General features: G+C 39.3%; 26 protein-coding genes and 1 riboswitch. Of the genes, 17 read left to right on the plus strand and 9 right to left on the minus strand.

Translation table 11 applies throughout. The features are described from left to right. Positions 1–77: 77 nt before the first annotated feature. The 7 genes from pcnB to yjgA are packed head-to-tail and all read left to right on the plus strand — an operon-like array spanning position 78 to position 5427. Positions 78–1559 (plus strand): polynucleotide adenylyltransferase PcnB, encoded by a 1482-nt coding sequence (gene pcnB, locus L3V46_RS02720; RefSeq protein WP_034612381.1) that lies wholly within the window; start codon positions 78–80, stop codon positions 1557–1559. Beyond that, positions 1553–2038 carry a 2-amino-4-hydroxy-6-hydroxymethyldihydropteridine diphosphokinase gene (gene folK / locus L3V46_RS02725; protein WP_096735161.1) on the plus strand — a complete coding sequence of 162 codons (486 nt, stop codon included), beginning with the start codon at positions 1553–1555 and terminating at the stop codon, positions 2036–2038. Before pcnB ends, folK begins: the two co-directional genes overlap by 7 nt. 46 nt (positions 2039–2084) lie before the next feature. After that, positions 2085–2894 (plus strand): 3-methyl-2-oxobutanoate hydroxymethyltransferase, encoded by an 810-nt coding sequence (gene panB, locus L3V46_RS02730; protein WP_239044860.1) that lies wholly within the window; start codon positions 2085–2087, stop codon positions 2892–2894. Between the two features lie 2 nt (positions 2895–2896). After that, positions 2897–3742: a pantoate--beta-alanine ligase gene (gene panC / locus L3V46_RS02735; protein ID WP_239044861.1), complete on the plus strand. Its 846-nt coding sequence runs from the start codon at positions 2897–2899 to the stop codon at positions 3740–3742. 25 nt (positions 3743–3767) lie between these two features. Then, the gene (gene rapZ / locus L3V46_RS02740; RefSeq protein ID WP_004725931.1) at positions 3768–4619 is read left to right on the plus strand and encodes an RNase adapter RapZ; all 852 of its coding nucleotides are present in this window, start codon (positions 3768–3770) and stop codon (positions 4617–4619) included. Then, positions 4616–4885 carry an HPr family phosphocarrier protein gene (locus L3V46_RS02745; protein WP_004725933.1) on the plus strand — a complete coding sequence of 90 codons (270 nt, stop codon included), beginning with the start codon at positions 4616–4618 and terminating at the stop codon, positions 4883–4885. The genes rapZ and L3V46_RS02745 overlap by 4 nt, the downstream gene beginning before the upstream one ends. A gap of 2 nt (positions 4886–4887) precedes the next feature. Beyond that, positions 4888–5427, plus strand: coding sequence for a ribosome biogenesis factor YjgA (gene yjgA, locus L3V46_RS02750; RefSeq protein WP_004725935.1), 540 nt, complete (start codon positions 4888–4890; stop codon positions 5425–5427). A 73-nt stretch (positions 5428–5500) separates the two neighbouring features. Here the strand turns inward: yjgA and L3V46_RS02755 are convergent, their stop codons facing one another. Beyond that, the gene (locus tag L3V46_RS02755; protein ID WP_239044862.1) at positions 5501–6121 is read right to left on the minus strand and encodes a hypothetical protein; all 621 of its coding nucleotides are present in this window, start codon (positions 6119–6121) and stop codon (positions 5501–5503) included. Between the two features lie 138 nt (positions 6122–6259). Between L3V46_RS02755 and baeS the strand changes: the two genes are divergently transcribed. Together baeS and L3V46_RS02765 are read left to right on the plus strand one after the other, a co-directional pair. Next, complete coding sequence (gene baeS / locus L3V46_RS02760) at positions 6260–8002, plus strand: sensor histidine kinase efflux regulator BaeS (protein ID WP_239044863.1); 1743 nt, start codon at positions 6260–6262, stop codon at positions 8000–8002. Positions 8003–8017: 15 nt separating this feature from the next. Further along, positions 8018–8704, plus strand: a complete 687-nt coding sequence (locus L3V46_RS02765) for a response regulator (RefSeq protein WP_004725942.1) — start codon at positions 8018–8020, stop codon at positions 8702–8704. A 203-nt stretch (positions 8705–8907) separates the two neighbouring features. On the opposite strand, the gene L3V46_RS02770 is transcribed toward L3V46_RS02765, so the two are convergent. The 8 genes from L3V46_RS02770 to L3V46_RS02805 all read right to left on the minus strand — a co-directional run bounded on the left by L3V46_RS02770 (position 8908) and on the right by L3V46_RS02805 (position 16958). After that, a complete protein-coding gene (locus L3V46_RS02770; protein ID WP_239044864.1) occupies positions 8908–9288 on the minus strand; it encodes an MmcQ/YjbR family DNA-binding protein in 381 nt (126 codons plus the stop codon). Positions 9289–9312: 24 nt separating this feature from the next. After that, the gene (locus L3V46_RS02775; protein ID WP_004817028.1) at positions 9313–9912 is read right to left on the minus strand and encodes a L,D-transpeptidase family protein; all 600 of its coding nucleotides are present in this window, start codon (positions 9910–9912) and stop codon (positions 9313–9315) included. Positions 9913–10091: 179 nt separating this feature from the next. Beyond that, positions 10092–11549, minus strand: coding sequence for a YdiU family protein (locus tag L3V46_RS02780; protein ID WP_239044865.1), 1458 nt, complete (start codon positions 11547–11549; stop codon positions 10092–10094). A 77-nt stretch (positions 11550–11626) separates the two neighbouring features. Next, positions 11627–11956, minus strand: coding sequence for a DHCW motif cupin fold protein (locus tag L3V46_RS02785; RefSeq protein WP_004725953.1), 330 nt, complete (start codon positions 11954–11956; stop codon positions 11627–11629). 95 nt (positions 11957–12051) lie between these two features. Next, complete coding sequence (locus tag L3V46_RS02790) at positions 12052–13215, minus strand: acyl-CoA desaturase (RefSeq protein ID WP_004725954.1); 1164 nt, start codon at positions 13213–13215, stop codon at positions 12052–12054. Between the two features lie 359 nt (positions 13216–13574). Continuing rightward, positions 13575–14297 carry a glycerophosphodiester phosphodiesterase gene (locus tag L3V46_RS02795; protein WP_239044866.1) on the minus strand — a complete coding sequence of 241 codons (723 nt, stop codon included), beginning with the start codon at positions 14295–14297 and terminating at the stop codon, positions 13575–13577. A 113-nt stretch (positions 14298–14410) separates the two neighbouring features. Beyond that, positions 14411–14989 carry a cob(I)yrinic acid a,c-diamide adenosyltransferase gene (locus tag L3V46_RS02800; protein ID WP_034612401.1) on the minus strand — a complete coding sequence of 193 codons (579 nt, stop codon included), beginning with the start codon at positions 14987–14989 and terminating at the stop codon, positions 14411–14413. A 109-nt stretch (positions 14990–15098) separates the two neighbouring features. Next, on the minus strand, positions 15099–16958 hold the full coding sequence (locus tag L3V46_RS02805) for a TonB-dependent receptor (RefSeq protein ID WP_239044867.1): 1860 nt from the start codon (positions 16956–16958) through the stop codon (positions 15099–15101). A gap of 35 nt (positions 16959–16993) precedes the next feature. Continuing rightward, positions 16994–17202: riboswitch (cobalamin riboswitch) on the minus strand. Between the two features lie 142 nt (positions 17203–17344). Here L3V46_RS02805 and L3V46_RS02810 point away from each other — a divergent pair. The 8 genes from L3V46_RS02810 to ygiD all read left to right on the plus strand — a co-directional run bounded on the left by L3V46_RS02810 (position 17345) and on the right by ygiD (position 24660). Then, the gene (locus tag L3V46_RS02810; protein ID WP_004817040.1) at positions 17345–17995 is read left to right on the plus strand and encodes a phosphoribosylanthranilate isomerase; all 651 of its coding nucleotides are present in this window, start codon (positions 17345–17347) and stop codon (positions 17993–17995) included. Then, positions 17979–19220, plus strand: a complete 1242-nt coding sequence (gene trpB, locus L3V46_RS02815) for a tryptophan synthase subunit beta (protein ID WP_239044868.1) — start codon at positions 17979–17981, stop codon at positions 19218–19220. Before L3V46_RS02810 ends, trpB begins: the two co-directional genes overlap by 17 nt. A 153-nt stretch (positions 19221–19373) precedes the next feature. Further along, positions 19374–20093 carry a type II CAAX endopeptidase family protein gene (locus tag L3V46_RS02820; protein WP_239044869.1) on the plus strand — a complete coding sequence of 240 codons (720 nt, stop codon included), beginning with the start codon at positions 19374–19376 and terminating at the stop codon, positions 20091–20093. Between the two features lie 9 nt (positions 20094–20102). Beyond that, positions 20103–20636: a DUF1543 domain-containing protein gene (locus L3V46_RS02825; protein ID WP_239044870.1), complete on the plus strand. Its 534-nt coding sequence runs from the start codon at positions 20103–20105 to the stop codon at positions 20634–20636. Between the two features lie 200 nt (positions 20637–20836). Beyond that, positions 20837–21025 (plus strand): hypothetical protein, encoded by a 189-nt coding sequence (locus tag L3V46_RS02830; RefSeq protein ID WP_004817043.1) that lies wholly within the window; start codon positions 20837–20839, stop codon positions 21023–21025. A gap of 342 nt (positions 21026–21367) precedes the next feature. After that, a complete protein-coding gene (locus L3V46_RS02835; protein WP_004725972.1) occupies positions 21368–23011 on the plus strand; it encodes a nitrite/sulfite reductase in 1644 nt (547 codons plus the stop codon). Then, entirely contained in the window at positions 23004–23489 is a 486-nt protein-coding gene (locus tag L3V46_RS02840) for a DUF934 domain-containing protein (protein WP_004817045.1), read from the plus strand. Before L3V46_RS02835 ends, L3V46_RS02840 begins: the two co-directional genes overlap by 8 nt. Before the next feature lie 316 nt (positions 23490–23805). Continuing rightward, the gene (ygiD, locus tag L3V46_RS02845) at positions 23806–24660 is read left to right on the plus strand and encodes a 4,5-DOPA dioxygenase extradiol (protein ID WP_239044871.1); all 855 of its coding nucleotides are present in this window, start codon (positions 23806–23808) and stop codon (positions 24658–24660) included. Positions 24661–24769: the final 109 nt, after the last annotated feature.

Raw genomic sequence — 24769 nt, forward strand, 5'->3', positions numbered from 1 at the left:
AATTGCCCTTTAGCTGTGTAAGCGATATCATTAGCACAATTATGATTTTTACGTCCTGACGTAGGAGACAGTGTCTTTTGCAAACTTTGCGTGCGTCAAAGTGTGGGTTATCCACCGCTCAATTACCTTCCTCCATTTTAGATGTTATTGATTCTTTAACTAAAGCTGGCTATGAAGCTTATATAGTCGGTGGTGGTGTACGTGATTTAATGCTTGGCTTAAATCCGAAAGACTACGATGCTGTGACCAATGCAACACCTTCACAGGTGAAAGAGGTATTTGGTCGTCGTTGCCGAATTATTGGGCGACGTTTTGAATTGGCACATGTGTACTCAGGTCGTGAATTGATTGAGGTGGCGACATTCCGTGCCCCACCGAAAAAAGCCATTACCTCTGCACAAGGGATGATTTTACGTGACAACAATTGGGGAACAATAGAGCAAGATTTTGCTCGACGTGATTTTTCCATCAATGCCATGTATTACCAACCTCGAAAAGGGGAAGTGCTCGATTTTTGTCATGCTATTGATGATATAAAAACTAAAACTTTAAGACTATTGGGTGATCCAGCACTTCGTTTTGAAGAAGATCCAGTACGGATGTTGCGTACATTACGTTTTGCTGCGAAGTTAAATTTTAGTATAGATCCTAAAATATTAGACGTTTTTACCCAAGAAATGACGCAATTGCTGCGTGATGTTTCTCCGCATCGTTTATATGATGAGTCGCAAAAATTATTCACCATGGGGCATTTGCATCGTGTGATGCCGATGTTGATTGAATTTGGTATTTGGAAGCAATTATTTGCTGATATTAGCCCTGAGATTACCCAATTTATAGAGCGTGCAGCGAAAAATACCGATCAACGGATTCAAATGGGTAAAACCATTAATCCTGCATTTTTCTATGCGGTATTGCTCTGGAATAATTTCTTAGCGCGTTGTGATTTCTACCATGCTAAAGGTGTAGTTGCTGCAGAAGCACGAGCTCAAGCAGGCTTAGATGTGTTAAAACGTCAAGCGACACGAACCATTATTCCTCGTTTTGCCGAAACCTTTATTCGTGAAGTCTGGGAAATGCAAAGCCGTTTGCTTAACCCGAAACCACAACAGATTGAAGCGCTTTCGGGTCATGCACGTTTCCGTGCAGGATTTGACTTCTTGTTGTTGAGAGAGAAGTCAGGTGATGCTTCTACCAATGGCATGGGTGCATGGTGGGAAGCTTACCAAGACATGTCGACTGATGAGAAAGAGCGTGCAATTGGCAGCTATAATCGTCAGCGTGCTAAGAGTCGTAAGAAACTTGCTGAAGTTGCCCCTGTTGAAGATGTAAAAGCAGCAGCTTCCACGCAAATTGAACCATTGGTGAAAGAACAAGAATCTCGTAGCCGTCGTTCGCGGACTAAGCCAAATTCAACATCATCTCAAGATTTTAGAAGTAGAAATGATGCTCGAACAGCAGTAAACAAAGGCGAGATCACAGCGGATCATCCAATTACCAAGCGTAGACGCGTACAACGTGATTTAAGCAGTGTGATTTTTGGACCGACCCAATCATGATTAAAACCTATATTGGTTTAGGCAGTAATTTAGGTGATTCTGAGCAAATTTTACGGGAAGCTGTAGAAAAACTCAGAAACTTAGGTGTTGTTATCGTTTCAAAGCTGTATCAAAGCCCGCCGATGGGGCCTCAAGATCAGCCAAATTATCACAATGCAGTTGCAGAATTACACACCGATTTAGCGCCTTTGGCCTTGCTGGATGAACTGCAACGTATTGAAAATGAATCAGGTCGAGTACGGTTACGCCGCTGGGGTGAGCGTACTTTAGATCTAGATCTTTTGCTTTATGCTGAAAAAAACATTATAAATGAGCGGCTCACAGTACCGCATATCGGTATTTTAGAGCGTGATTTTGTGGTGATTCCATTGTTGGATCTCGATCCTGAGCTCCAAGTCAATGGACAATCATTGCAAAAGTTAGATTTCGTGCAACATTCAACCCTTCGTGTTTTAGCAGATCAGTCATGGGCTGATTAAAGGATTGAATGGGCAGAGGAACTCTCATTGATAGAGGAATATCGTCATGATTAGCCTAAGTGATTTAAGACAATTCAAAACTCAGGGACGTAAATTTTCATGCTTAACTTGCTATGATGCAAGTATGGCAAAAGGTATGGAAGTTGCTGAGATTGACACCATTTTGATTGGTGACTCTTTAGGGATGACAATCCAAGGGCATGATTCTACCTTGCCTGTGACTGTTGCAGATATGGCTTATCATACTGCGGCTGTGCGTCGTGCAAATCAACATGCGTTTGTCCTGTGTGATTTACCCTTTATGAGTTATGCCACGCTCAATGATGCGTTGCTCAATTCAAAAACCGTGATGCAAGCGGGCGCTCAAATGGTGAAAATTGAGGGCGGTGAGTGGCTGGCTGAAACTGTAGAAGTTTTGACACGAAATGGTATTCCTGTTTGTGTACATTTGGGTTTAACACCACAATCGGTGCATGTTTTTGGTGGTTATAAATTACAAGCGAAAACGCGAGAATCAGCAGATCAACTGATTGCGGACTGTAAAGCTGTAGTTGATGCAGGTGCCGCTGTGTTATTGCTTGAATGTGTTCCGGCACAGATGGGTAAAGAAATTGCTGAATTGTTCCCACACGTTCCTGTGATTGGCATTGGTGCTGGTGCAGATACCGATGGTCAAGTACTTGTGGTGCAAGATATGCTTGGTTTGACGTTTGGTAAAGTGGCACGTTTTGTACGTAATTTTATGAAAGAACAAGCAGGGGAAACTGCAATCGTGGATGCATTTAAGGCATATCATGTTGCTGTACAAGAGCAATCATTCCCTGCCAAAGAACATACTTTCCAAGTAGAGCTGTAAACATGAAAACAGAAACGACCATTCAAGGATTAACAGCATCACTTCAACCTGCTCGATCGGCACGTAAAATCATTGGTTTTGTACCGACGATGGGAAATCTACATCAAGGCCACTTAAACCTGGTTCGTGAAGCGCGTAAATTATGTGATGTGGTGGTGGTCAGTATTTTCGTGAATCCAATCCAATTTGGACCGAATGAAGATTTTGATAATTATCCTCGTACACTTGAGCAAGACAGTAATTTACTTGCTGAAGTGGGTTGCGACATTGTTTTTGCACCTTCTGTGGAACAAATGTATGGTAAATTCCCACGCTTAACCAATATTAGTGTGGGCGAAATTACCAATGATTTGTGCGGTTTACAACGTCCCGGTCATTTTGATGGAGTCGCTGTCGTTGTTACCAAATTGTTTAATATTGTACAGCCGAACTTTGCATTTTTTGGACAGAAAGATTATCAACAATTGGCTGTGATTAAGCAGGTTGTTCGTGATTTGAATATGCCAATTGAAGTGATTGGTGTGCCAATTGCACGTGCTGAAGATGGTTTGGCCTTAAGTTCTCGTAATGGTTACTTATCTGAACAAGATCGTCAAACAGCTCCTGTTATTTTTAAGAGCTTAACGACTGCTGAACAAGATTTACATGCAGGTAAAGCACTTGTAGATGTCTTGGCACAAATTCGTGAAAGTTTAAATGATGCAGGATTGATTGTGGATTATGTCGAAGCACGTAGCCCAGCGTTGCAAAAAGTTGAACAATTCGACCAAGATGTTGTATTGTTTGTTGCAGCGAAATTAGGCAAGACTCGTCTGATTGACAATTTACAAGTAAAACATTTTACATAAACTTTGCTTTTAGGATCGCCATGCCATGAAGCGCATACTTATCGTAACAGGACAGTCTGGTTCAGGTAAATCATCTGCTTTGCAGGTGCTTGAAGATTTGGGTTATTACTGTATCGATAATTTGCCTTTGGCATTGCTTCCTGAAATCGTTGAAAAGCTGGATAGAGAAAACAATTTAGAGTTATTGGCACTCGGTGTCGATGTTCGAAGTGCCAAAGAAGATTTACAAGGTTTTGATCAGGTTTTTCAACAGTTACAGAAACATGGCAGCGTAGACGTTATTTATTTAACGACGCGTGATCAGGAGTTGATTTCACGTTTTAGCGCATCGCGACGTCCACATCCTTTGTCAAACCGCTTCCAAAGTTTGAATGAATGTATTCAAGAAGAAAAAAATTTATTGCTCCCGATTCAACTGCGAGCAACAGTACATATCGATACAACGGATAAAAGTGTACACGATTTAAAAGATACCTTATTGTCCAAACTGGGACAGTCCGATAAACTCATTTTAATTTTGCAATCTTTTGGTTATAAACATGGTATTCCATTAGATGCAGATTTTGTTTTTGATGTAAGGCATTTGCCGAATCCACATTGGGATTTAGAGTTACGTAAATATTCGGGTTTAGATGAACCAGTACGTAAATTTTTAGAAGCCAGCGAGCAAGCAAATGAGATGTATCAAGACATCTATCAGTTTTTAAATAAGTGGTTGCCTGCTTTTTCGGAAGGTCATCGTCACTATATTACAGTGTCAATTGGCTGTACGGGGGGGCAACATCGTTCGGTTTATATTGTGGATAGGTTGAAAAAGGCTCTTGAGTCGAAATGGACTATTCAGGTATTACATAGAGAAATGAAGCACTGGTCATGATTGACACAACTGTTGACGTAATTAATAAATTAGGATTACATGCGCGTGCATCTGGAAAACTAATCGAAGTCACGACTAAATTTAAATGCTCTATTCAAATTGGTAAGGGTGACAAGTTAGTCGATGCCAAGAATATCCTTTCTTTACTTATGCTCGGAGCGGGTAAAGGAACCACCTTGCGTCTAGTGATTGATGGTGCAGATGAAGAAAAAGCTTTGTCTGAAGTTCAAGCACTGTTCGCAGATAAATTTTACGAGGCAGAATAATCGTGGCACGTCGTCCGCAACGTTTTACTGAAGATGATTTTGAGTCTTTAGAAGGGCGTGCAAGTAAAACCGAACAGAAAAAAGCTGTACAACGTATGGCTGCTTTAGGTGAACAACTCGCAGAGTTGTCGAAGAAACAAATTGAATCTTTACCTGTTGAAGATCGGTTGATTGAGGCTTTGCTTGATGTGCAATTGATCACATCTTTTGAAGCACGTCGCCGTCAATTTCAACGGATTGGTAAGCTTTTGCGTAATGAAGATGAAGCTATCATTTTGTCTTATTTAACCCCTAAACAAGGGATTAAAAAGTTGGCGCAATTGGATCGTTGGGTTGATCGAATGATTGAACAGCGTGATCCTGCAATTAAAGAATTCTGTAAATCTTATAATGCTGCAGAAAGTCATTCTTTACGTCAGCATGTATTGCGCATTCATCGGGATATCACCCGTCAAGCCACTGCTGAAGAATTAGCGGCTTCTAAACTTAAGTTATTAAATTATGCCCAACAAGTGGCTTTGATTTCGGATAATTCCAAGTAAACTCAAATAAATGATCGTGACAAATAAAAAACGACCCTTTTGGGTCGTTTTTTATATTTAGCCGAGATATGAATTAAACTTTTGATGGCATCATGGGCATGTTTTCGCCTGCTTTAAATTCTGGTTGGAATTTAACAACACATTTACCATCGATGATTTTATCACCCATTTTTACTTGGATTGCTTTGCCATCAGTTTGGCCTGCACATGATTTTTGAATCGCATCCCACTGTGCTTTACGTTCTGCACGTTTTTGTGCAAATTCTTGCTTAATTTGAGCACGTTGTTCTTCGGTCATGTCTTTCATACGTGGCCCATCATGACGCATCATATGGCCACGTTGTTCTCCATCTCGACGGAAATCTTGTTTCATCTCTTTCATCGCCTTGTGATCAGGCTTGAATACGATATTACATGTACCATTAATATTTTGCTGACCTGCTGTCACCTGAACCGTTTGACCAATTGCTTTGCCATCACAGGCTTTTTGCATTTGTTGGCGTAACGCTTTATGTTGAGCACGCTTCTGTTTCATTTCTTCACGTTGTTCTGGTGACATTTTATGATGTTCACCATGCATCATTGGGCGGCCATCTGGACCGTCTTTAGGACCAGGATTGGATTGGCAGGCTGTTAAAGCCCCCGCAGTTAAAATGCTTGCTGATACCAGTGCGATTTTTGTCATTGCTTTCATTGTTACTACTCCAATGAATATTTTGATGTTCTGTTGATACAGTAAAGATTAAATAATAATGATGTAGAAACAATGGAGAGAATTTTGAGCAACTGTTGGGTACAATGTTGAAATGAGAAGAAAAACGTGAGACCAGTTTTGAAAATACGTCGAGTTCCCATTGCATTACGCTTATTTCTGACCGTTTTATTGACAACTTTAGTCATTACCACAGTGAGCTTGGGTGTCTTACATTGGACCATGCAAAAGAACTTTGCCAGATATGTTGCAGATGTTGAAATGCAGAAACTTGATCATCTGATCGAAAACTTGGCAGATGTATATGGGGTCTATCAAGACTGGGGTAACGCGGTTCAAGCACAGATTTTGCAAATTGAAGGTGATGCTGCGCCTGATGATTATGATAAATTATCACGCTGGTGGCTACGTCGTCAGTATGATATCGCTTTACAGCAACGCTACTTTAAAGAACATACAATGGTGGCGACTTTGGGACAAACGGACGGTGCAGTTCATAAGTCTCAACTGGATAAAGAAGAACTGAAAATTCTCGAAGAAAATTTACCCTCAGCTTATCAACCTTTTGAAGGTTTGAAATTTCCGCTTAGTTCAAATCAAAACTTATATAGACCCTCAGATCGTAAAGGAAATAAACCGCCTATAGGTAAAGATAAAGGTCATCTTTCAGCAGGACACGAAGCACCAGCTTCTGCAGCGAAAGAAGCGCCAACGCGAGATTCGATGCGAACGGTAAATCCGCAGAATGGCAAAAAGATATTTGTGTCATTGCCTGACCGTTTGGGGCTGAGTTCACGACTTTCTTTGTACGATGCAAAACAACAGTTTATTTTAGGTGAACCGTCAGATGATCAGGTGTCTTATCGTCCGATTTTAGTCAATGACGAAGTGGTCGGTTACTTGGGTTTAAAACCAGTTTTAGATCAGGATGATGCGCTGAGTATTAACTTCTTTAGTAATCAAAAGCGTTATTTAGTGCTGATTTATATCTTCACCTTCTTATCCAGCTTGGTTGCCGCATTGTTATTGGCGACTTATTTTAAAACACCGATTCAACGTTTATTGAACGCAACTCGCGAATTAACCAAAGGTAACTACCAGCATCAAGTGCTGATTAACCGCAATGATGAATTAGGAGACTTGTCGACAGAGTTAAATCAGTTGGCCGTCATTCTTGACCAGCATGAAACATCACGCCGTCAGTGGGTTGCAGATACTTCACATGAATTAAAAACGCCATTAGCAGTATTACAAGCACAGATTGAAGCCATGCAAGATGGGATTCGCAAGCCGACGCCTGAACATTTTGAAGCGATGTTACGTCAGGTTACGAGCTTGAAAAAGTTGACACAGGATTTAGCCGATTTGGCGCAAGCTGAAGCACAACAATTAAAATGCTACTTTGCAGAAATTGATCCTTGGTCGGTGGTTTTACAAGAAATAGAGAATTTTAAACCTAAATTTGAACAGGCTGATTTAACAATTTCTGCCACAGGTGAGGGAGCGAAATTACAATTAGATATAGATCGCTTTAAGCAAATTATGGTCAACTTACTTGGAAATAGTATTCGCTATACTGAGGCAGGTGGTGAAGTCCAAGTGCATACAGAGCAAGATGCAGATTCTTGGAGTGTGATCGTCGATGATAGCCCATTGGGTCTGAGTGATGAACAGATTGCACACTTGGGCGAACGTTTCTATCGTGTGGATAATTCACGTACACGTAGTACGGGTGGTACAGGATTGGGCTTGGCTTTATCAGGTAAAATTGCACAAACACTCGGTGGTCAGCTTACTTTTGATCATTCGCCATTAGGTGGTTTGCGTTGCAAACTGACATTTTCAAAACATACTAAAGTTTAAAAGGAATAGTACAACATGAAGCATATCATGCTGGTAGAGGATGAAGTTGAACTTGCGCAATTGGTGCGGGATTATCTAGAAGCAGCAGGCTTTGAAGTCAGTATGTTTCATGATGGTCAAGAAGCTTATGACAGCTTCCTGCAACGCAAGCCAAGTTTAATGGTGTTGGATTTGATGGTCCCGCGTATGGATGGTTTGACCATTTGCCGTAAAGTACGTGAGCAAACCGACTTACCGATTATCATGGTGACTGCACGAACTGAAGAAATCGATCGTGTCTTGGGTTTAAATATGGGAGCAGATGACTATGTCTGTAAACCTTTTAGCCCGAAAGAGTTGGTGGCACGTGTACAAGCGGTATTACGCCGTTTAGAACGTAAAGCTGAACCTGAAGCCAATGACTTATTTCGTATTGATAAAGCACAACAACGTATCTGGTATCAACAAAAATCGTTGAATTTAACGCCAACTGAATTCCGCCTTTTAGAGCTTTTCCTCGAACATTTGGGACAAGTCTATTCTAGAGCGCAACTTTTAGACCATATTAACCCAGATAGTTTTGATGTTGCTGACCGTGTTATTGATAGTCATATCAAGAACTTACGCCGTAAAATATCTGAAGCAGCGGAAACCGGAAATCGTCATGAATGGGTACAAGCTGTTTATGGCGTAGGCTACCGTTTTGAATATCCAGAAGATTAAGTTTTCGACATTTTAAGTTCATCATTGTGGATAAACACAGGTTTATCCACAGATATTGTGGGTAAATGTTTATAAATGTAAAAAGTTATGTTTGAAAAATAAACATATAACTTTATGTTTATTGATACATTCTGATTTTGACTGAATTGTGGATAGATAGAGCTTAGGTCTGTTGATCTAATGTGTGTTCCAAAGCCCGCTAATTATTTAATGTGTTGATAAACCGCCAATACCTGCTTTTGGGCTTTGGTCAGGCTCTTGCTCACAAGCTCATAAGAGCCTTCAACCAAGTCTTGAATAAGATCAGCACTGATTTGCTCGCCCTCATAAATTGAAATCCAATGACGTTTATTCATATGGTAGCCCACCTGAATCGAGGGGTAGAGATCTCTCAACATTTCGCCATGATCAGGTTCAACTTTTAAATTAATCAGTTTTTTGCCATGCAGTTCAGAGCCTAACATAAACATTTTTCCCATCACTTTAAAAACAGGAACATCCTCACCAAAGGGATAGTCAAGTTCGGATTTAGGTAAATCTGATGCAATCTTAAATGCTAAAGTTCGGATTTCTTCACCAGTCATCATTGTCTCTTTTTAAAATATTCTTTATGAATAAATGCTAATCACTGTTCCATCATCGACCAGCTTCCAAATTTCATCCATGTCTATATTTCTAACGGCAATACACCCCCATGTCCAGTCATTTCTAGGTAAGTAGGTCATTAAACTAGGCAGCTTTTCCACTTGTGAGCGTGTTGCTGAACCATGAATCATAATGTCGCCACCAGGAGAAACACCAAGTTGGTTGGCTTTAGATTTATCCTGTTGGTTTGGATAGGACACATGCAGCGATTTATAAAATGCACTATTGGGATTCCGCCAATCTAGAATATAACGACCTTCAGGGGTTTTTCCATCACCTTCTTTAACTTTATGTCCAATAGGATCAAAGCCTAAGCGCATTGGATATGTTCGTATGTCCTGATCATGATGCATGAGTTTAACAATACGATCCGATTTATAAACTTTAACTTCGGTGATTGGCGTGTTTTGACGAAGACGTTGAATCTCTTGCTCAGATAAATTCTGCACATGTATGGCAGCATTTGCGGTTGGAATAAATTGATTATATTTTTGATAAGTCCAGACACTTGCTATAGCTATAGCCAAAAGAATCAAGCATGGAATGAGGTATTTTTTATTCATTTTAGAATACTAATGTTGTAAAACCCTGTATTGCCTAAATTTTATTCATTCTAAAGACAAAAGCTGTAGTTAATTTGTGATTGTGGATTTATCCTGTGGATAAACACAAGTTTATCCACAGAAATTGTGGGTAACTATGATGGGTCAGATCAAAGAAAGTGATTCGGCAATTTATTTGATCAAGACGAACAACTCACCATCACTTCAGGAACGTCGCTCGGTAAAGGCGCTAAATCTTTGGCTGTTTCTAAATCCGTTTGTTTGGTAAAGGGATGACTAAGCAATTTAAATAGACGATCAACCTCAGAAAAATCATCACGTTCAGCCTGTTCAATGGCTGTTTGTAGCATATGATTTCTTAAAATATAGACTGGATTGGCCTTTTTCATTTCTGCATCAAGTACATCAATCTCTTGCTGCTCACGAATACTGTGATATTGCGTCAAGAAGTTTTCAAATTGAAAGCGATCTAGGCAATCATCTTTAATAGCTTCGTATTCTTTATTCTGTAAGCGAAGAAAACTGTCGGTATAGTCGAGTTGCTCACTTTGTAGAATTCTTAAAAATGCCATACCACAATCAAAACTATCTTTATGGAAGGCAGGTAGTCCAAGTTTTTGGCATAGCCCATGGGTATAATGTTCTAGAAAGGTCGGTTCAAAATGCTCTAAACATTCGACGAGGTCTTGCTTAAATTGTTCTTTATTTTCTGCTTGTGCCAGTGGAATTAAATTGTTTAACCAATTCCATAAGTTCCAATGTGCAATACTCGGTTGGTTTTGGTAGGTATAACGGCCATTGTAATCACTATGATTGTTGATCCAATTGGGACGGAAACGCTCCATAAAACCATAAGGGCCAAAATCAAGGGTAGAACCTGTAATATTGAGATTATCCGTATTCATAACTCCATGCGCAAAACCTACCAATTGCCATTTTGCGATCATGACAGCGGTGTTTTGGATCACTTGCGTTGCAAATGCTAAAACAGTGTCTTCAAACTTTTGCTGTTCAGCACTCAAACATTGTGGATAGTGCCATTCAATACATTTTTGGGTAAATTCAGAGAGTAACTCAGGCTGATATTGATTGATCCATTCAAAATGCCCTAAACGGATGTGGCAATCCGAAGTGCGTAACATCATTGCACCAAGTTCAAGTTTTTCTCGTTGTACGCCTTGGGTTGAAGAAGTAAAGCCTACGGAATTGCTTGAAGCAACCCCCAGTGCATTGAGTGCGTGACCCGCTAGATATTCACGAATTACAGAGCGTAATACAGCACGTCCGTCTCCCATACGAGAGTATGGGGTTGAGCCTGCACCTTTTAAATGTAGGTCAATGGTTTGACCTTGTCGATTTAAAATTTGCGCTATCAATAGGCCACGCCCATCACCCAATTGACCTGCCCATTGTCCAAATTGATGCCCTGCATAAACCATGGCAAGGGGATGAAATTCAGCAAAGGTTTTTTGTCCGCTACAAATCTCGACCCATTGGGCTTTTTCATCTTCAGACCATTGTAATTCATCCGCAAGCGCAGCATTAAAATGCCCAGGCTTTGCACCTTTCAGTGGACTAGGCATTTGCTCATGATAGAGCTTTGAATCGAGAGATGGATAACGTGGGGCAAATTGCATAGCGATCGGTCACAATGGTTTCACTTGTCCCTCTCAATATAGCAAAGTTTTAAGCTGTTGAGATAATGTCGACTGTTTTAGTCGACAATAAATAGCTTTGCACCAAATGCGGTAGAAGAACGATGCGCTTCAGCTTGATCTGCAACTTGATAACTCATCCCTGCTTTTAAGGTAAAGGTACGCCCATCATCAAGTTCAGTGTGCAATTCACCTTCCAAGCAAAACAGGATATGACCTTTTAAACACCAGTGGTCAGCCAAATAATCGACAGAATATTCGACCATTCGCACTCGAATATTGTCAAATTGCTGTGTGCGCCAAAGTGCAAAGCCTTGCTCACCCTCATGGCGCGTTGTTGGAACTTCTGCCCAGTTGGTAATGCCAAAGGGGATGTTATTAATTTGCATATTATTTTCTCTCAATATTCTCAGTATGAATGTCTGTAAAAATGGATAAAAGAAAAGCCCCTTTCGGAGCTTTGCTTTTGATGTGTATTGAGAATTTAAGAAACAACGTTCTTTTTGATTCCACGCATCAATGTTTCTAAGCGTTCACGATGGAAAGCAAGTTTCTGTTCGACCAATTGGAAATCAACTTTGAGTTTGACATCCATTTGGTGGATCTTTTCAGCAACAGATGCTTTTTTCGCTTGTAGCTCTTGTTCTTTTAACGCAGCCCAATCATTTAACGTATTGGTGAACGCTTCATATTCTTGCGATACTTTTTGTTTCATCGCGATAATATCTGCATTGACGTTATGACCATAAATCGCTAAATCCTGTTCAGCATATTTAAATCTCATCGCCAATTCCGCTTTTTTGATATTGAAGCTTGGGATACGACGTAGGTTCTTGGCTAAACCGATTTTAGAGCACGACCAAATCAACCATTTTGTTGGATCATATTGCCACCATTTCACCCCATTACGATAATCGTATTGGAAAATATGGTGATAGTTATGATAACCCTCGCCCCAAGTTGCAATGGCAAGAACAAAGTTATCACGTGCAGTATTTTCGTCAGTATAAGGACGTTTGCCCCACATATGGCAGAGTGAGTTGATGAAGAATGTTACATGATGGCTAATGATTAAACGGAGCAAACCACCTAAGAGTAATACGCCCCACATGTCACCTACAGCCCAACCCAGTGGAACTAAAATCGCAGCATGTACAGCAATCACAAGTGGAACATAATACTTGTCTTGGAACATAACCACTTTGTCATTCAACAAATCAGGTGCATTTTTATAATTTGATTCAGCAGCAGGATAATTACGTAACATCCAGCCGATATGAGCGTACCAAAAACCATTGTTAATCGAATACGGATCTTGATCCACATCATCCACATGGCGGTGATGTGTGCGGTGACCAGAAGCCCAGAACAAAATACTGTTTTGAACAGCAAAAGTTCCCATGATCATCAAAATGATTTTAAGTGGTAAAGTCGCTTCGTATGCACGATGTGCCCACAAGCGATGATAACCTGCAGTAATACCTAAACTACTGAGACCGAGTAAAACGAATAAACTAATCCAAGCTGCCGCACTAAAATCATGGTGGTAGGCATATAAAGGGATCGCAATTACTGCCACAAGGGGTAAAAACACCAAGGCAAAAACACCGATCCAATTTATTGGGGCTTTGGGTAGGGGAGCATTCATCTCCAACAGCACTCCTAAGAACCTTAATCAGGTAAAGTTAAACGCATAGCTTCAGCATTTTTCTAGGCTATACTTTCACAGATATTATCATGGGCGAACATGTGTTCACTAGTATTAGTGTACATCTGTATTGTATAAAACAGTAACAGAATAAAACATGAATTCTAGCGGTTTGATCGAAAAAAATGAATGGTTAAAACGTCGTATTTAAATGTCAAAATAGTGTAAGAATTTTTCTGCCTTATCCAATTTGATTTTTAGGGGGTTAGACAATTGATTCTCAAGTTAAATTTTAATTTTGGGACTCTCTAAAGTTCAAAATAAAATTCTACTTTATTGTGTTATTAAGGGCGTTTGAGTTATTGAATTTGTGCTAAGGCAAGCTGCATCATTTTGGGGAAATCAGTAATTAATCCATTGATCCCCAAATCTCTTAAATGCTTAGCGCGCTCAATATCATTGACGGTCCAAACACTGATGTCCAAATCTACACGCTGAGTTGCTTGAATGAGCTCATCTGTTGCCAATTGATTCATCCATCCAATCTGGCAGCATCCCAGTTGTAATGCCTGTTCGATCGCACGTTGTTGGATGTCATCTTCAATCAGTAGACCACGTTTAAAACTTGAGTTTTGCTGTTGTAAGGCTTGATGTATTTTTAAATCAAAACTGGTAATCACTGCAACATTTTCAAAACCTTGCAGTTGTTTTTGTAATTCGATGATGAGTTTTTCAGCGTGTTGCAATGTTTCTACAGCTTTCACTTCAACTTCAATATGCTCAAAGTCCTGCATAATATTTAGGCTTTGGCTTAAGGTTGGGGTAATTTGTTTTTCCCAATCCATCCAGATATTGGCTTGGTTATAGGCCGCTAATTCAGCGCTGTTTAAATCATACAGTGCTTGATCTATTCCAGTTGTTCTTAAAAAATTATCGTCATGCATGATAATGAGTTCATCATCTTTTAGTTGTCGAACATCGAATTCAACTGCACGGATACCTAAATCGTGAATATATTGAAATCCAGCTAAGGTATTTTCAGGTGCTTCACCACGCGCGCCACGATGTCCGATAATTCTCATAATGAACTCACATACTCATTTTCATATGTCTAGTAATCGTTTAAGTCTTACTTTTAGCAATAACTTGATTTTATCATACTGTTAAAAAATTACTTTTAGACAGTGATTTATCGTTAAATCGTGTCATTGATGTTCTTTTGCCAAAGCACTTCACTACCGCCTTCTGCGCGTTGTAAGGTGCGTGAAGCAACAAAAAACCAGTCGGATAATCTGTTAATTAATTGTAGAGCAGTTGCTTGAATATTTTGATCACGACTGTGTACAGTCATTAAGCTGCGTTCTGCTCGACGACATACAGCACGTGCTTGATGTGCATAACTACATGCTAAAGTTCCAGAGGGTAGAATAAAGTCTTTGAGCATTGGTAAGTCTTCATTCATTTTGTCGATTTCCTTTTCAAGAAATTCAACACAAACAGGTTGGAGCAAGTTGTAGTTAGGAATACAGACTTCACCACCTAAATCAAATAGCCAGTGTTGAATCAAGCTCAGTGATTTATCCCAATGGGCTTTATCGACGATGTTACTCATTGAAATTTGTGAACGTAATACACCAACAATAGAATTTAGTTCGTCTACATCACCGAGAGCGTTAATACGTAAGTCATCTTTCGCTACGCGAGAACCATCTCCTAATCCTGTGGTGCCTGAATCGCCTGTACGGGTATAAATTTTACTTAAACGATGTCCCATAATTTTGTCCTAGATAAAAATGTAAAGATAAAGAATAAAAAAGGATAATGTCGGTCAAAACATTATCCATAAACTGCGCTGTTTTAGATATTTTTTTTGGGTGTCGCTTTTAGTAGCGGAAAGTTACCCCAGCAGATGCAAGACGACCACCGTTGATGTAGTAAACACCATTACCGTTGTATGCTGTCTTATAATTAACATCACCAATGTTTTCAATATTGGTAAAGAGTTTAATCATTGGAGTTGCTTGCCAGTAAGCATTGACATTAGTACTAACATAACCCGGCGTTGTGGTTGGTGTAGTCGATGGGTAATCTGCAAAATCTTTTGAATTAGATTTTGCGACGACAGATGCAGAAACACCATATACGCCATCATCCCAACCTGTAGTTAGAGTTAAACTTTGGCGTGGTCGGCGAGTTAAATCTTTTTTAGTTTCATCATCTTTTGCTTGAACATAAGCATAAGTTGTAGTTAAAAAGAGTTCATCTTGTTGCCATTTAAATGAAGCTTCACCGCCAGTAAAGGTTGCTTTATTTACGTTAACTAATTTACCCGCCTGATAATTAATCAGGTTGTCTACTTTATTGCGATATACAGATAAGACTAAATCAATATTATAATTAAGTTTTTGATCAACGCCGATTTCATAAGAAAAGCTTTCTTCTGGTTTTAAATCAGGATTTGCTCCCCAAGAAATTGCATATAAATCGTTGGTTGTTGGTGCGCGGAAAGCTGATCCGACATTTGCATAAATGCTCGTAAGTGGTAAAACTTGATAACGGACAGCACCTTGACCAACTGTGTGTGTACCAAATTTATCGTTGTCTTCCACACGAATACCAACTTGAGTTTCTAGACCATTGTGTTGATATTGATGCTGTGCAAAATAGCCAATAGTATCTACAGATTCTTTGTATTTAACATCTTGTCCGCCAAACAAATTTTTCGAATAAACATCACCTTTAATATCTTTAAAGGTTGAACCGAATAAAATGTTTTGAGTAGGTGTCATTTGCCATTTTGTATAGAGCTCAGCTTCTTTGGTTGTACTATGTACATAATCTGAAGAACTATTTTGCTCAATATTGTCTTTAAATTGCGAAAGTCGTGCATGAAGTGCGACATTATCTAAAATATCGACTCGACCTTTTACATTAATGATTTCATTTTTAAAATCTTGAGAAACGAGATTACCGTAATTGTCATAATCACTATAACCTTGATTTTCACTGTAATTGACTGAGGCTGCATAGCGCTCTTTCTCAACACCAACTTTTGCACTATAGCCTTTTTGATCAAAACTTGCTTTCTTGTTGTTTTTTGCATCTGTTACAGGCGTACCATCAGTTTCTAGGCGTTGTCCACGAACTTGAGCATAAAAACCATCTTGAGCAAGATCAGCACCAATTACTGCTTTATAGGTGTTATTTTCACCCATTTCACCAGTAACAAAAGCACCCGTTTTTTCAGGTGTTTTGGAAATCAATTGTATTACACCACCAATCGCATCAGCACCATATAAAACTGATGCAGGTCCTTTCAATACTTCAATTTGTTTAATATCTGTTGTATCAATAAAAGGTAAAGATGCAGAGCCAGCAGTATTTGAGTTTAAGCGAACACCATCTCTTAGAAGTAAAGTATGGTCAGAATCTGTACCACGTAAGAAAATTGATGCAGCTTGTCCATAACCACCAGTTTGTACCATATTGATTGATGCATCTGTTTGTAACAGTTGTGGTAAAGATGCAATTGGTGATTGTTCAAGAGTCTTCGGCTCAATAATATTGATTCGAGCAGGAACTTCACTGATTTTTTGCTCAGTACGAGATGCTGTGACAACGATTGTATCGAGTTTCGAATTTGCTTCTGAATTTGAAGAAGTATCTGCAAAAGCAGTAGAAGATAACCCCATCGCAATAGCGACAGCACCTACAAGTGCAGTAGGTTTAAAAATAACAGACATGATATGCTCCATACATTCACTCCCCGTGAACGATTGAGTTTAAGGGCACAACAAGCTGGTATCCGGACTTAAATATAGAACCTAAAGCGATTCAGATTATTCCACCTTCCCACAAAACATTGCAGTGGTGTAAGTCTTTTGACTTATTAAAGAATAATATTTTCATTTTACCGTTGCGGGGGCAGTGTTGGATTTTCACCAACTTCCCAAAGCCTTAAGCTAGACTTGTTGCATTTGTGTGCAGTATAAAGTTTGTTTAGTGTATAAACAATGTAAAACAGATAATCCTATAGAACTTTAACGCAAGTGAATAAATTTGCTTTACAATGATTTGCTTAAAATACTGAAAAAATCAGTTTGGTCTGAACAAATTCGAGTTCAAAGCTATGCGTACCCGTGCCAAAATTTGTGGGATTACACGACCACAGGATATTCAAGCTGCTGTACAAGCAGGTGTGGATGCGATTGGTTTTGTGTTTTATGAACCTAGTCCACGTTATGTCACGATTGAATTGGCTCAGCAATTGGCACAACTTATTCCACCGTATATCAACATTGTTGGATTATTTGTTAATGCCAGTGCACAAGACATTGCACAAGTATTAGAACACGTGCCTTTGGATATTATTCAGTTTCATGGTGATGAAACTGCACAACAATGTCAGCAGATCGCACAGTATAATAAGCGCCGTTGGTACAAAGCGATTCAGATTAAACCTGATGCAAAAAATTCAGATATTATTACGACAATTCAGCAATACCAACAGGCTGGTGCGAGTGCTATGCTTTTAGATGCATGGCATCCTGAACTGAAAGGAGGGACTGGACACAGTTTTGACTGGTCTCAATTCCCTAAACTCGATATTGCTTTAATTTTGGCAGGTGGTTTAAAACCTGAAAATATTGAAGACGCTATACAAACGACTCAAGCGTATGCAGTCGATGTCAGCGGAGGCGTAGAATCCGCAAAAGGTATCAAAGACCAACAACTCGTAGAACGATTTATGCAAGGAGTCCAACGTGGATCAGCAAAGTAATCAACAAAATAGTGTGATTGACTATACCCAATTCCCAGATCAAAACGGGCATTTCGGTATCCATGGCGGACGTTTTGTGTCAGAAACTTTAATGGTAGCTTTAGAGGATTTAGAGAAACTCTATTTCCGTATGAAAGATGATGCGCAGTTTCTGGCAGAATTCGACCGTGATCTCGCTTATTATGTCGGACGTCCTAGTCCGCTTTACTATGCTGAGCGATGGTCGAAAGAGTTGGGTGGTGCGCAAATTTATCTTAAACGTGAAGACTTAAATCATACAGGCTCACATAAGGTCAATAACACCATTGGTCAGGCGCTACTTGCGAAGCTTTCTGGCAAAAAACGTATTATTGCGGAAACGGGTGCAGGTCAACATGGTGTGGCAACTGCAACAATTGCCGCGCGTTTAGGTCTTGAGTGTGTGGTATTCATGGGTGCTGAAGACGTAAAACGTCAGGCCATGAATGTCTACCGTATGCGCTTGCTTGGTGCAACAGTTGTACCTGTAGAAAGTGGTTCTAAAACATTAAAAGATGCCATGAACGAAGCGATGCGTGATTGGGTAACCAATGTAGATTCGACTTACTACGTGATTGGTACAGTTGCAGGTCCGCACCCATATCCACAATTGGTACGTGATTTCCAATCGATCATTGGTCGTGAAGCACGTAAACAAATTCAAGAGCAAGCAGGTCGTTTACCAGATGCTTTGGTTGCTTGTGTCGGCGGTGGTTCAAATGCAATGGGCTTGTTCTATCCATTCTTAAATGATCAAGACGTCAAAATGTACGGTGTTGAAGCCGCAGGTTTAGGCATTGAAACAGGGAAGCATTCAGCACCATTAAATGCAGGCCATGTTGGTGTTTTACATGGCAACCGTACTTATTTAATGTCTGATGAGCAAGGCCAGATTATTGAAACACATTCAATCTCAGCAGGCTTGGATTATCCTGGTGTGGGGCCTGAACATAGTTTCCTAAAAGACATGCATCGTGTGAATTATGTGCCAATTAATGATACAGAAGCACTTCAAGGCTTCCGTGATTTGACTCATATTGAAGGGATTATTCCTGCATTGGAAAGTTCACATGCAATGGCCTATGTGACTAAACTTGCGCCAACAATGTCGAAGGATCAAATTATTATTGCGACGGTATCGGGTCGTGGTGATAAAGATTTAATGACTGTTGCACGTATTGATGGTGTTGAAATGGTTGAGATGTAATTCATCTCACTCGATTAATAAAAAAGCCTCTTTTATAGAGGCTTTTTTATTTCTGGATTAGACAGGATCATGGGGAAACTCTACAAAAAGCAAATGGAAATCATGAGCTAAATTACCCAAAATTTAATGAAAATAATCGGTTAATTTTTTTATATGCATTTTTTACAACGGGTTCGAGCTGAACCTTTTCCTGAAAAAATTGTCTGGGGATGGAAAGACACATTTGCGATTTGTATCATCCCTTTAATTATTTTAAATGGCTTTATTTTAGAAAAAGTATTTGGAATCTCGATAGCTGTTAGTCTGGGCGATACCATTTTAAGAGGCGTGCTGTTTATTTTAGTGTGCTACTTATATAAGGAAATGTTGCTTACGCATTGGCAAAAGTATAAACAGGCCTTTTGGCGCTCAAGTGTCTTGGTGGTGGTTAGTGCAATCGTGCTACAAGTGGTGATCTCGCTGACACGTCAGCTTTTACCCCTCGGGCCGAGTACACAAGAAAAAGACCTGATTGATCCTGAACATATTCCTTTTCTCAGTCTGTTGATCATTAGCTTGGGTCCACTATTTACTGCGCTTTTAGAAGATATTGTGTTTCGCTATACTTTATTGCAAAAGTTATTTATCCAACCGTGGTTATGGCGCATTGTACTGATTATATTGAACTCTATATTATTTGGTCTGATCCATTATCATAATTTTGACGGAAATTTAATTGCAACAATCAGTTTTATGAGTGCAGGTTTATTTTTAAACCTGATCTATTTGTGGACACGCAATATTTGGCATGTATTACTCATTCATTTTTTGAACAATGCCGTATTATCTGTGGGTGGGATTTTATTATTAAAACTTGTTCAAACATTAACTTAGTGACTGAATATGTCTAGTTTATTTATCGTTATGTTGGGTGGTCGTCATGCACGTGCCAATGTTGAAGTTCATGATGTAGTTCTTGCCGTGGGCGATTCGCTTGAAGAGGTTTATCCTCAATTAAAAAATGCATGGTTTGGTGAGCAACAGGGTTTACACATCGACGCATGGCAAAAATTAAATACTTTAGTGTTTGAAAATAAGAAATATCAAATACATTTTACTGATGCGCAACCGAATGCATCAGATCAGAAGCTTTGGCTGATTAATTTAGGCGGCTATGATGCAAATGAGTTTGGTGAGTTACACCGCTATATCCTGATTGTTGCTCAAGATGCGATTGAAGCGAAAGCCAAGGGTAAACAGTATTTTGCAGGGCATTGGCAAAAACCACACACTGATCGAGTTTTAGAGGTAGATGATTGTCTGGCGATAGATCAGGTATATGGCCGTTATGTGCAATTGGTTGAAGAAGATTTGAATGCTGATTCTCATACAGAGCTTGACCAAAGTGTTTGGGAGAATACCTATTTGACCATCTGAGTTGTCATCGCTTGATCTGCTTAAAAAGGGCGCTGTATTGCAGCCTTAAAAGATTAAGCGGATCTTAATTTTAAAAAATTGACATCAATCATTGCATTGCTCTCTCATAATCTAGTCATTGAAACAACAGAATCTTCGCAATGTTTTCAACAAGTTTGCATAAATTAAAAACTCAAACAAAACACTGCGGAGTGTGATCAATGAGCGGTTTATTAGACGAGTTAGGTAAAATTGCAGGTGCAGTGATTGCTGAGCAAAGTGTCGATAAGTTAGACCCTGATGCTGGCTTTCTAGAAAAAGCAGCTGGCGCATTTGCAGGTTATGAAGCCGCAAAAATTGCCGAAGACAAACTAGAAAATAGTGATGAGCAGCAGAAACCAGAGGATTAATTCAAAATTGGTAAACCCAGCTTTGGGCATTGATCTTAATCAATCCTGTATAAGATAAATAAGCTACAGGGTTGAATAAGTTTAGTATTGAGATGATAGCTGTGATCAAAGAGAGGGCATATTCGATATGCTCTTTTTTATTATCTAAAATAAAGATAAGCAATGAAGAAAAACATCCATAACGTAATAAAAGCATGCTTTGCCCGTAAAGCATTGCCAATTCGATCTTTGCACAATGCTTATCAATAAAACCGCTATAAAATATGGAAAAAAAGCATTTCTTTGATAGATCAATACTCGTTATATTGTGCATCGTTATAATGAAACTACTAGCTGTACGCCATGTATTTATATACTGATTTCGATCAGCAACTGATCAATGAACGTGTTGCACAATTCCGTGATCAAACGGAACGTTATTTAGCTGGAAAACTCACTGAAGATGAGTATCGTCCATTACGATTACAAAATGGTTTATACGTACAGCGTTATGCGCCAATGCTACGTATTGCTGTACCCTACGGTTTAATGAACTCTAAACAATTACGTAAAGTTTCAGAGTTGGCCAAAGAATATGACCGTGGTTATGCACACGTTTCGACACGTCAGAACATTCAGTTTAACTGGCCTGCGCTAGAAAATGTGCCTGATATGCTAGAAGGTTTAGCTTCTGTTCAGATGCATGCGATTCAAACTTCAGGAAACTGTATCCGTAATACCACAACTGACCAATACGCTGGTGTTGTTGCTGGGGAAATTGCAGATCCACGCCCGACGTGTGAATTGATTCGTCAGTGGTCTACATTCCATCCTGAGTTTGCATTTTTACCACGTAAGTTCAAAATTGCAGTTTCTGCACTTGAAGAAATTGATCGTGCAGCAACTTCATTCCATGACATTGGGGTGTATTTAACTCGTAATGAAGCGGGTGAGTTGGGTTATAAAATCAAAGTGGGTGGTGGTCTAGGCCGTACACCTATCATTGGTTCTATGATTCGTGAATGGTTGCCACGTGAAGATTTAATTGCTTATTTAGAAGCGGTTCTGCGTGTTTATAACTTGCATGGTCGCCGTGACAATAAATATAAAGCTCGTATTAAAATTTTGGTTAAAGCATTAACACCACAAGTTTTTGCTGAAAAAGTTGAAGCTGAATTTGCTGAAACAATTAAAACCTTGAAAGTTCAACCTGAAATTTTGCAAAAATTAGACGAAGAGTTTATGCCGTTTGATTATCAAAATTATGCAGATGAAGATTTCAGTGGCTTATTTGCTGAATATCCAAAGTTTAAACAGTGGTTCAATATCAATACCAATGCACATAAAGTTGCAGGCTATCGTATTGTCACTATTTCACTGAAACGTGCGGGTATTGCACCAGGTGATATGACTGTTGAAGAAATGAATTTGATTGCAGATCTTGCAGACAAATATACATTTGGTGAATTACGGACCACTCACGAACAAAATATTTCATTGGTTGATGTACCACAGAAAGATTTATTTGAATTGTGGCAAACGCTTGAAAAGAATAATCTTGCTCGTGCACATATTGGTTTTATTACTGATATCATTTGCTGCCCAGGTGGTGACTTCTGTTCATTGGCAAATGCGAAATCTATTCCAATTTCTGAAGCCATTACACGCCGTTTTGATGATTTAGATACAGTCTATAACTTAGGCCATATTGACTTGAACATTTCAGGTTGTATGAATGCTTGTGGTCATCACCATGTCGGCAACATCGGTATTTTGGGTGTGGACAAAAAAGGTGCTGAATTCTATCAAATTACCTTAGGTGGAAATGCAGACCATGATGCTTCAATTGGTGATATTTTAGGACCATCATTTGCAGCAGAATCTGTACCTGACATTATTGATGAAATTTTAAATACTTATCTTGATCTTCGTAACGAAGGTGAAGAATTTATTGAAACTTATCGTCGAGTGGGTATTCAACCTTTTAAGGAGCGCGCATATGCTTAATACCGCACTTCAAGTCCTCTCTAAAGATGGCACTGTTGCAGACAATACCTATCAAATCATTGCTGAAGATGGTGTATTGCCACAAGGTGATGTGTTGTTGACTGTTGAGCAGTTGGACCAGCTTGCGAATGTGACGGGGAAAAAAGCACTATTTCTTACCGTAGATGCTTCACCTGAAACCAATGCGTTTCCATTAGATCAGTTAGATGCGATCTTTATTGATTTTGCAGGTTTTAATGATGGTCGTGGTTATTCCTTTGCTGCGTTGTTACGTCGCCAAGGCTACGCAGGCGATCTTCGTGCAACAGGCGATGTGTTTAAAGATGTCTTGAACTATATGAAGCGCTCTGGTTTCGATACTTTTGTTGTAAAAGAAGGTAAAGATATCCATGAGGCAGCAGCAGGTTTAGGTGATTTTACGCACCCTTACCAAGCATCTACAGCTGTACCAAAAGCGCATTATCAAACAGGTGCTTGATTGTTTTAAGTACTGATTTTGAAATGAAAGCCGAACGAAAGTTCGGCTTTTTATTGTTCTCAAGTTAAAGCTGGTGTAGCCATTGCTTATTGTGAATATGATATCAACGATATAAATCAGTATTCGGCTTTATTTGTATCGTGCCCAAATCAACATTGATTCAACATAACATCATTAGGTCGTAAAACTTTCTCTACTTAAAAGTATCTACAAAAAATCATCGTTGCATTTTTGCAATGTTGTAGGCTGGAAAAGTCTATATATCTACAGCATTAAACACCACATAATCAAATAAAGATGATTCATGGTGGATGAAATGTTAAATCAAACAATGGGTGACTTATCTCTACTCAAAGGCTGGAACGCAACTTTACCCAATACTGAAGTCATGCCTGTACTATTTTTGGGTCATGGCTCACCCATGAATGCAATTCAAACCAATGATTTTACTCGTTCATGGAATCGTATTGGCGCTGAAATGGGCACACAACCGACAGCAATTTTATGTATTTCTGCACATTGGCTTACCCAAGGTGGTACAGCTGTCACTGCAATGCAACAACCGAAAACCATTCATGATTTTGGTCGTTTCCCTCAAGCATTGTTTGATGTGCAATATCCTGCAACTGGAAATAAAGCTTTGGTTGAGACAACAACTGAAGCAATTCACAGTATAGAGGTTCATCATGATCATAGTTGGGGATTAGATCACGGAACATGGGGGGTATTATGTCATGTATTTCCACAAGCCAATATTCCTGTTGTTCAATTGAGTGTCGACTATAGTCAAGGTGCTCAATATCATTATGACTTGGCTAAACAATTGGCGCAGTTACGTCGTAAAGGGGTATTGATTGTTGCCAGTGGTAATCTCGTACATAACCTAAGCAAAATTGCCTTTGATAAATTTGATGACCATTATGGTTATGATTGGGCTTTAGAAGCTGATGCAAAGATGAAAAACTTCTTAGCGACGCATAATCATCAAGCTTTAATTGACTGGCAAAAGCAAGGTGCTGAGTTTTTATTGTCGATCCCCACACCTGATCATTATTATCCAATGTTATACGCATTAGGTTTGCAGGAAGAGAAAGATGAGTTACATATTTTTAATGATCAAGCCGTTGCTGGTTCATTAACTATGACCTCATTTCGACTTGATCAACATTAATTTCAAATGTTAAGAATATAAAAGTTGGGTCTAAGGATTCAGCTTTTATAGTATTGGTGAAATTGAGTTAGTCATATTTATTCTCTCAAGATAGAATTCTTTTAAGATG

This window comes from Acinetobacter sp. AG3, assembly GCF_022343575.1.
GTDB lineage: Bacteria > Pseudomonadota > Gammaproteobacteria > Pseudomonadales > Moraxellaceae > Acinetobacter > Acinetobacter guillouiae.

Bases quoted from the DNA above. Each gene is read 5' to 3' on its own strand.
- rapZ (WP_004725931.1), top strand. From the start codon at position 3,768: ATGAAGCGCATACTTATCGTAACAGGACAGTCTGGTTCAGGTAAATCA.
- L3V46_RS02755 (WP_239044862.1), bottom strand. From the start codon at position 6,121: ATGAAAGCAATGACAAAAATCGCACTGGTATCAGCAAGCATTTTAACT.
- panB (WP_239044860.1), top strand. From the start codon at position 2,085: ATGATTAGCCTAAGTGATTTAAGACAATTCAAAACTCAGGGACGTAAA.
- L3V46_RS02800 (WP_034612401.1), bottom strand. From the start codon at position 14,989: ATGGGACATCGTTTAAGTAAAATTTATACCCGTACAGGCGATTCAGGC.
- L3V46_RS02820 (WP_239044869.1), top strand. From the start codon at position 19,374: ATGCATTTTTTACAACGGGTTCGAGCTGAACCTTTTCCTGAAAAAATT.
- L3V46_RS02790 (WP_004725954.1), bottom strand. From the start codon at position 13,215: ATGAATGCTCCCCTACCCAAAGCCCCAATAAATTGGATCGGTGTTTTT.
- L3V46_RS02770 (WP_239044864.1), bottom strand. From the start codon at position 9,288: ATGACTGGTGAAGAAATCCGAACTTTAGCATTTAAGATTGCATCAGAT.
- L3V46_RS02745 (WP_004725933.1), top strand. From the start codon at position 4,616: ATGATTGACACAACTGTTGACGTAATTAATAAATTAGGATTACATGCG.
- L3V46_RS02795 (WP_239044866.1), bottom strand. From the start codon at position 14,297: ATGAGAATTATCGGACATCGTGGCGCGCGTGGTGAAGCACCTGAAAAT.
- L3V46_RS02780 (WP_239044865.1), bottom strand. From the start codon at position 11,549: ATGCAATTTGCCCCACGTTATCCATCTCTCGATTCAAAGCTCTATCAT.
- L3V46_RS02835 (WP_004725972.1), top strand. From the start codon at position 21,368: ATGTATTTATATACTGATTTCGATCAGCAACTGATCAATGAACGTGTT.
- ygiD (WP_239044871.1), top strand. From the start codon at position 23,806: ATGTTAAATCAAACAATGGGTGACTTATCTCTACTCAAAGGCTGGAAC.
- L3V46_RS02805 (WP_239044867.1), bottom strand. From the start codon at position 16,958: ATGTCTGTTATTTTTAAACCTACTGCACTTGTAGGTGCTGTCGCTATT.
- L3V46_RS02830 (WP_004817043.1), top strand. From the start codon at position 20,837: ATGAGCGGTTTATTAGACGAGTTAGGTAAAATTGCAGGTGCAGTGATT.
- L3V46_RS02775 (WP_004817028.1), bottom strand. From the start codon at position 9,912: ATGAATAAAAAATACCTCATTCCATGCTTGATTCTTTTGGCTATAGCT.
- L3V46_RS02765 (WP_004725942.1), top strand. From the start codon at position 8,018: ATGAAGCATATCATGCTGGTAGAGGATGAAGTTGAACTTGCGCAATTG.
- L3V46_RS02785 (WP_004725953.1), bottom strand. From the start codon at position 11,956: ATGCAAATTAATAACATCCCCTTTGGCATTACCAACTGGGCAGAAGTT.
- panC (WP_239044861.1), top strand. From the start codon at position 2,897: ATGAAAACAGAAACGACCATTCAAGGATTAACAGCATCACTTCAACCT.
- L3V46_RS02840 (WP_004817045.1), top strand. From the start codon at position 23,004: ATGCTTAATACCGCACTTCAAGTCCTCTCTAAAGATGGCACTGTTGCA.
- L3V46_RS02810 (WP_004817040.1), top strand. From the start codon at position 17,345: ATGCGTACCCGTGCCAAAATTTGTGGGATTACACGACCACAGGATATT.
- L3V46_RS02825 (WP_239044870.1), top strand. From the start codon at position 20,103: ATGTCTAGTTTATTTATCGTTATGTTGGGTGGTCGTCATGCACGTGCC.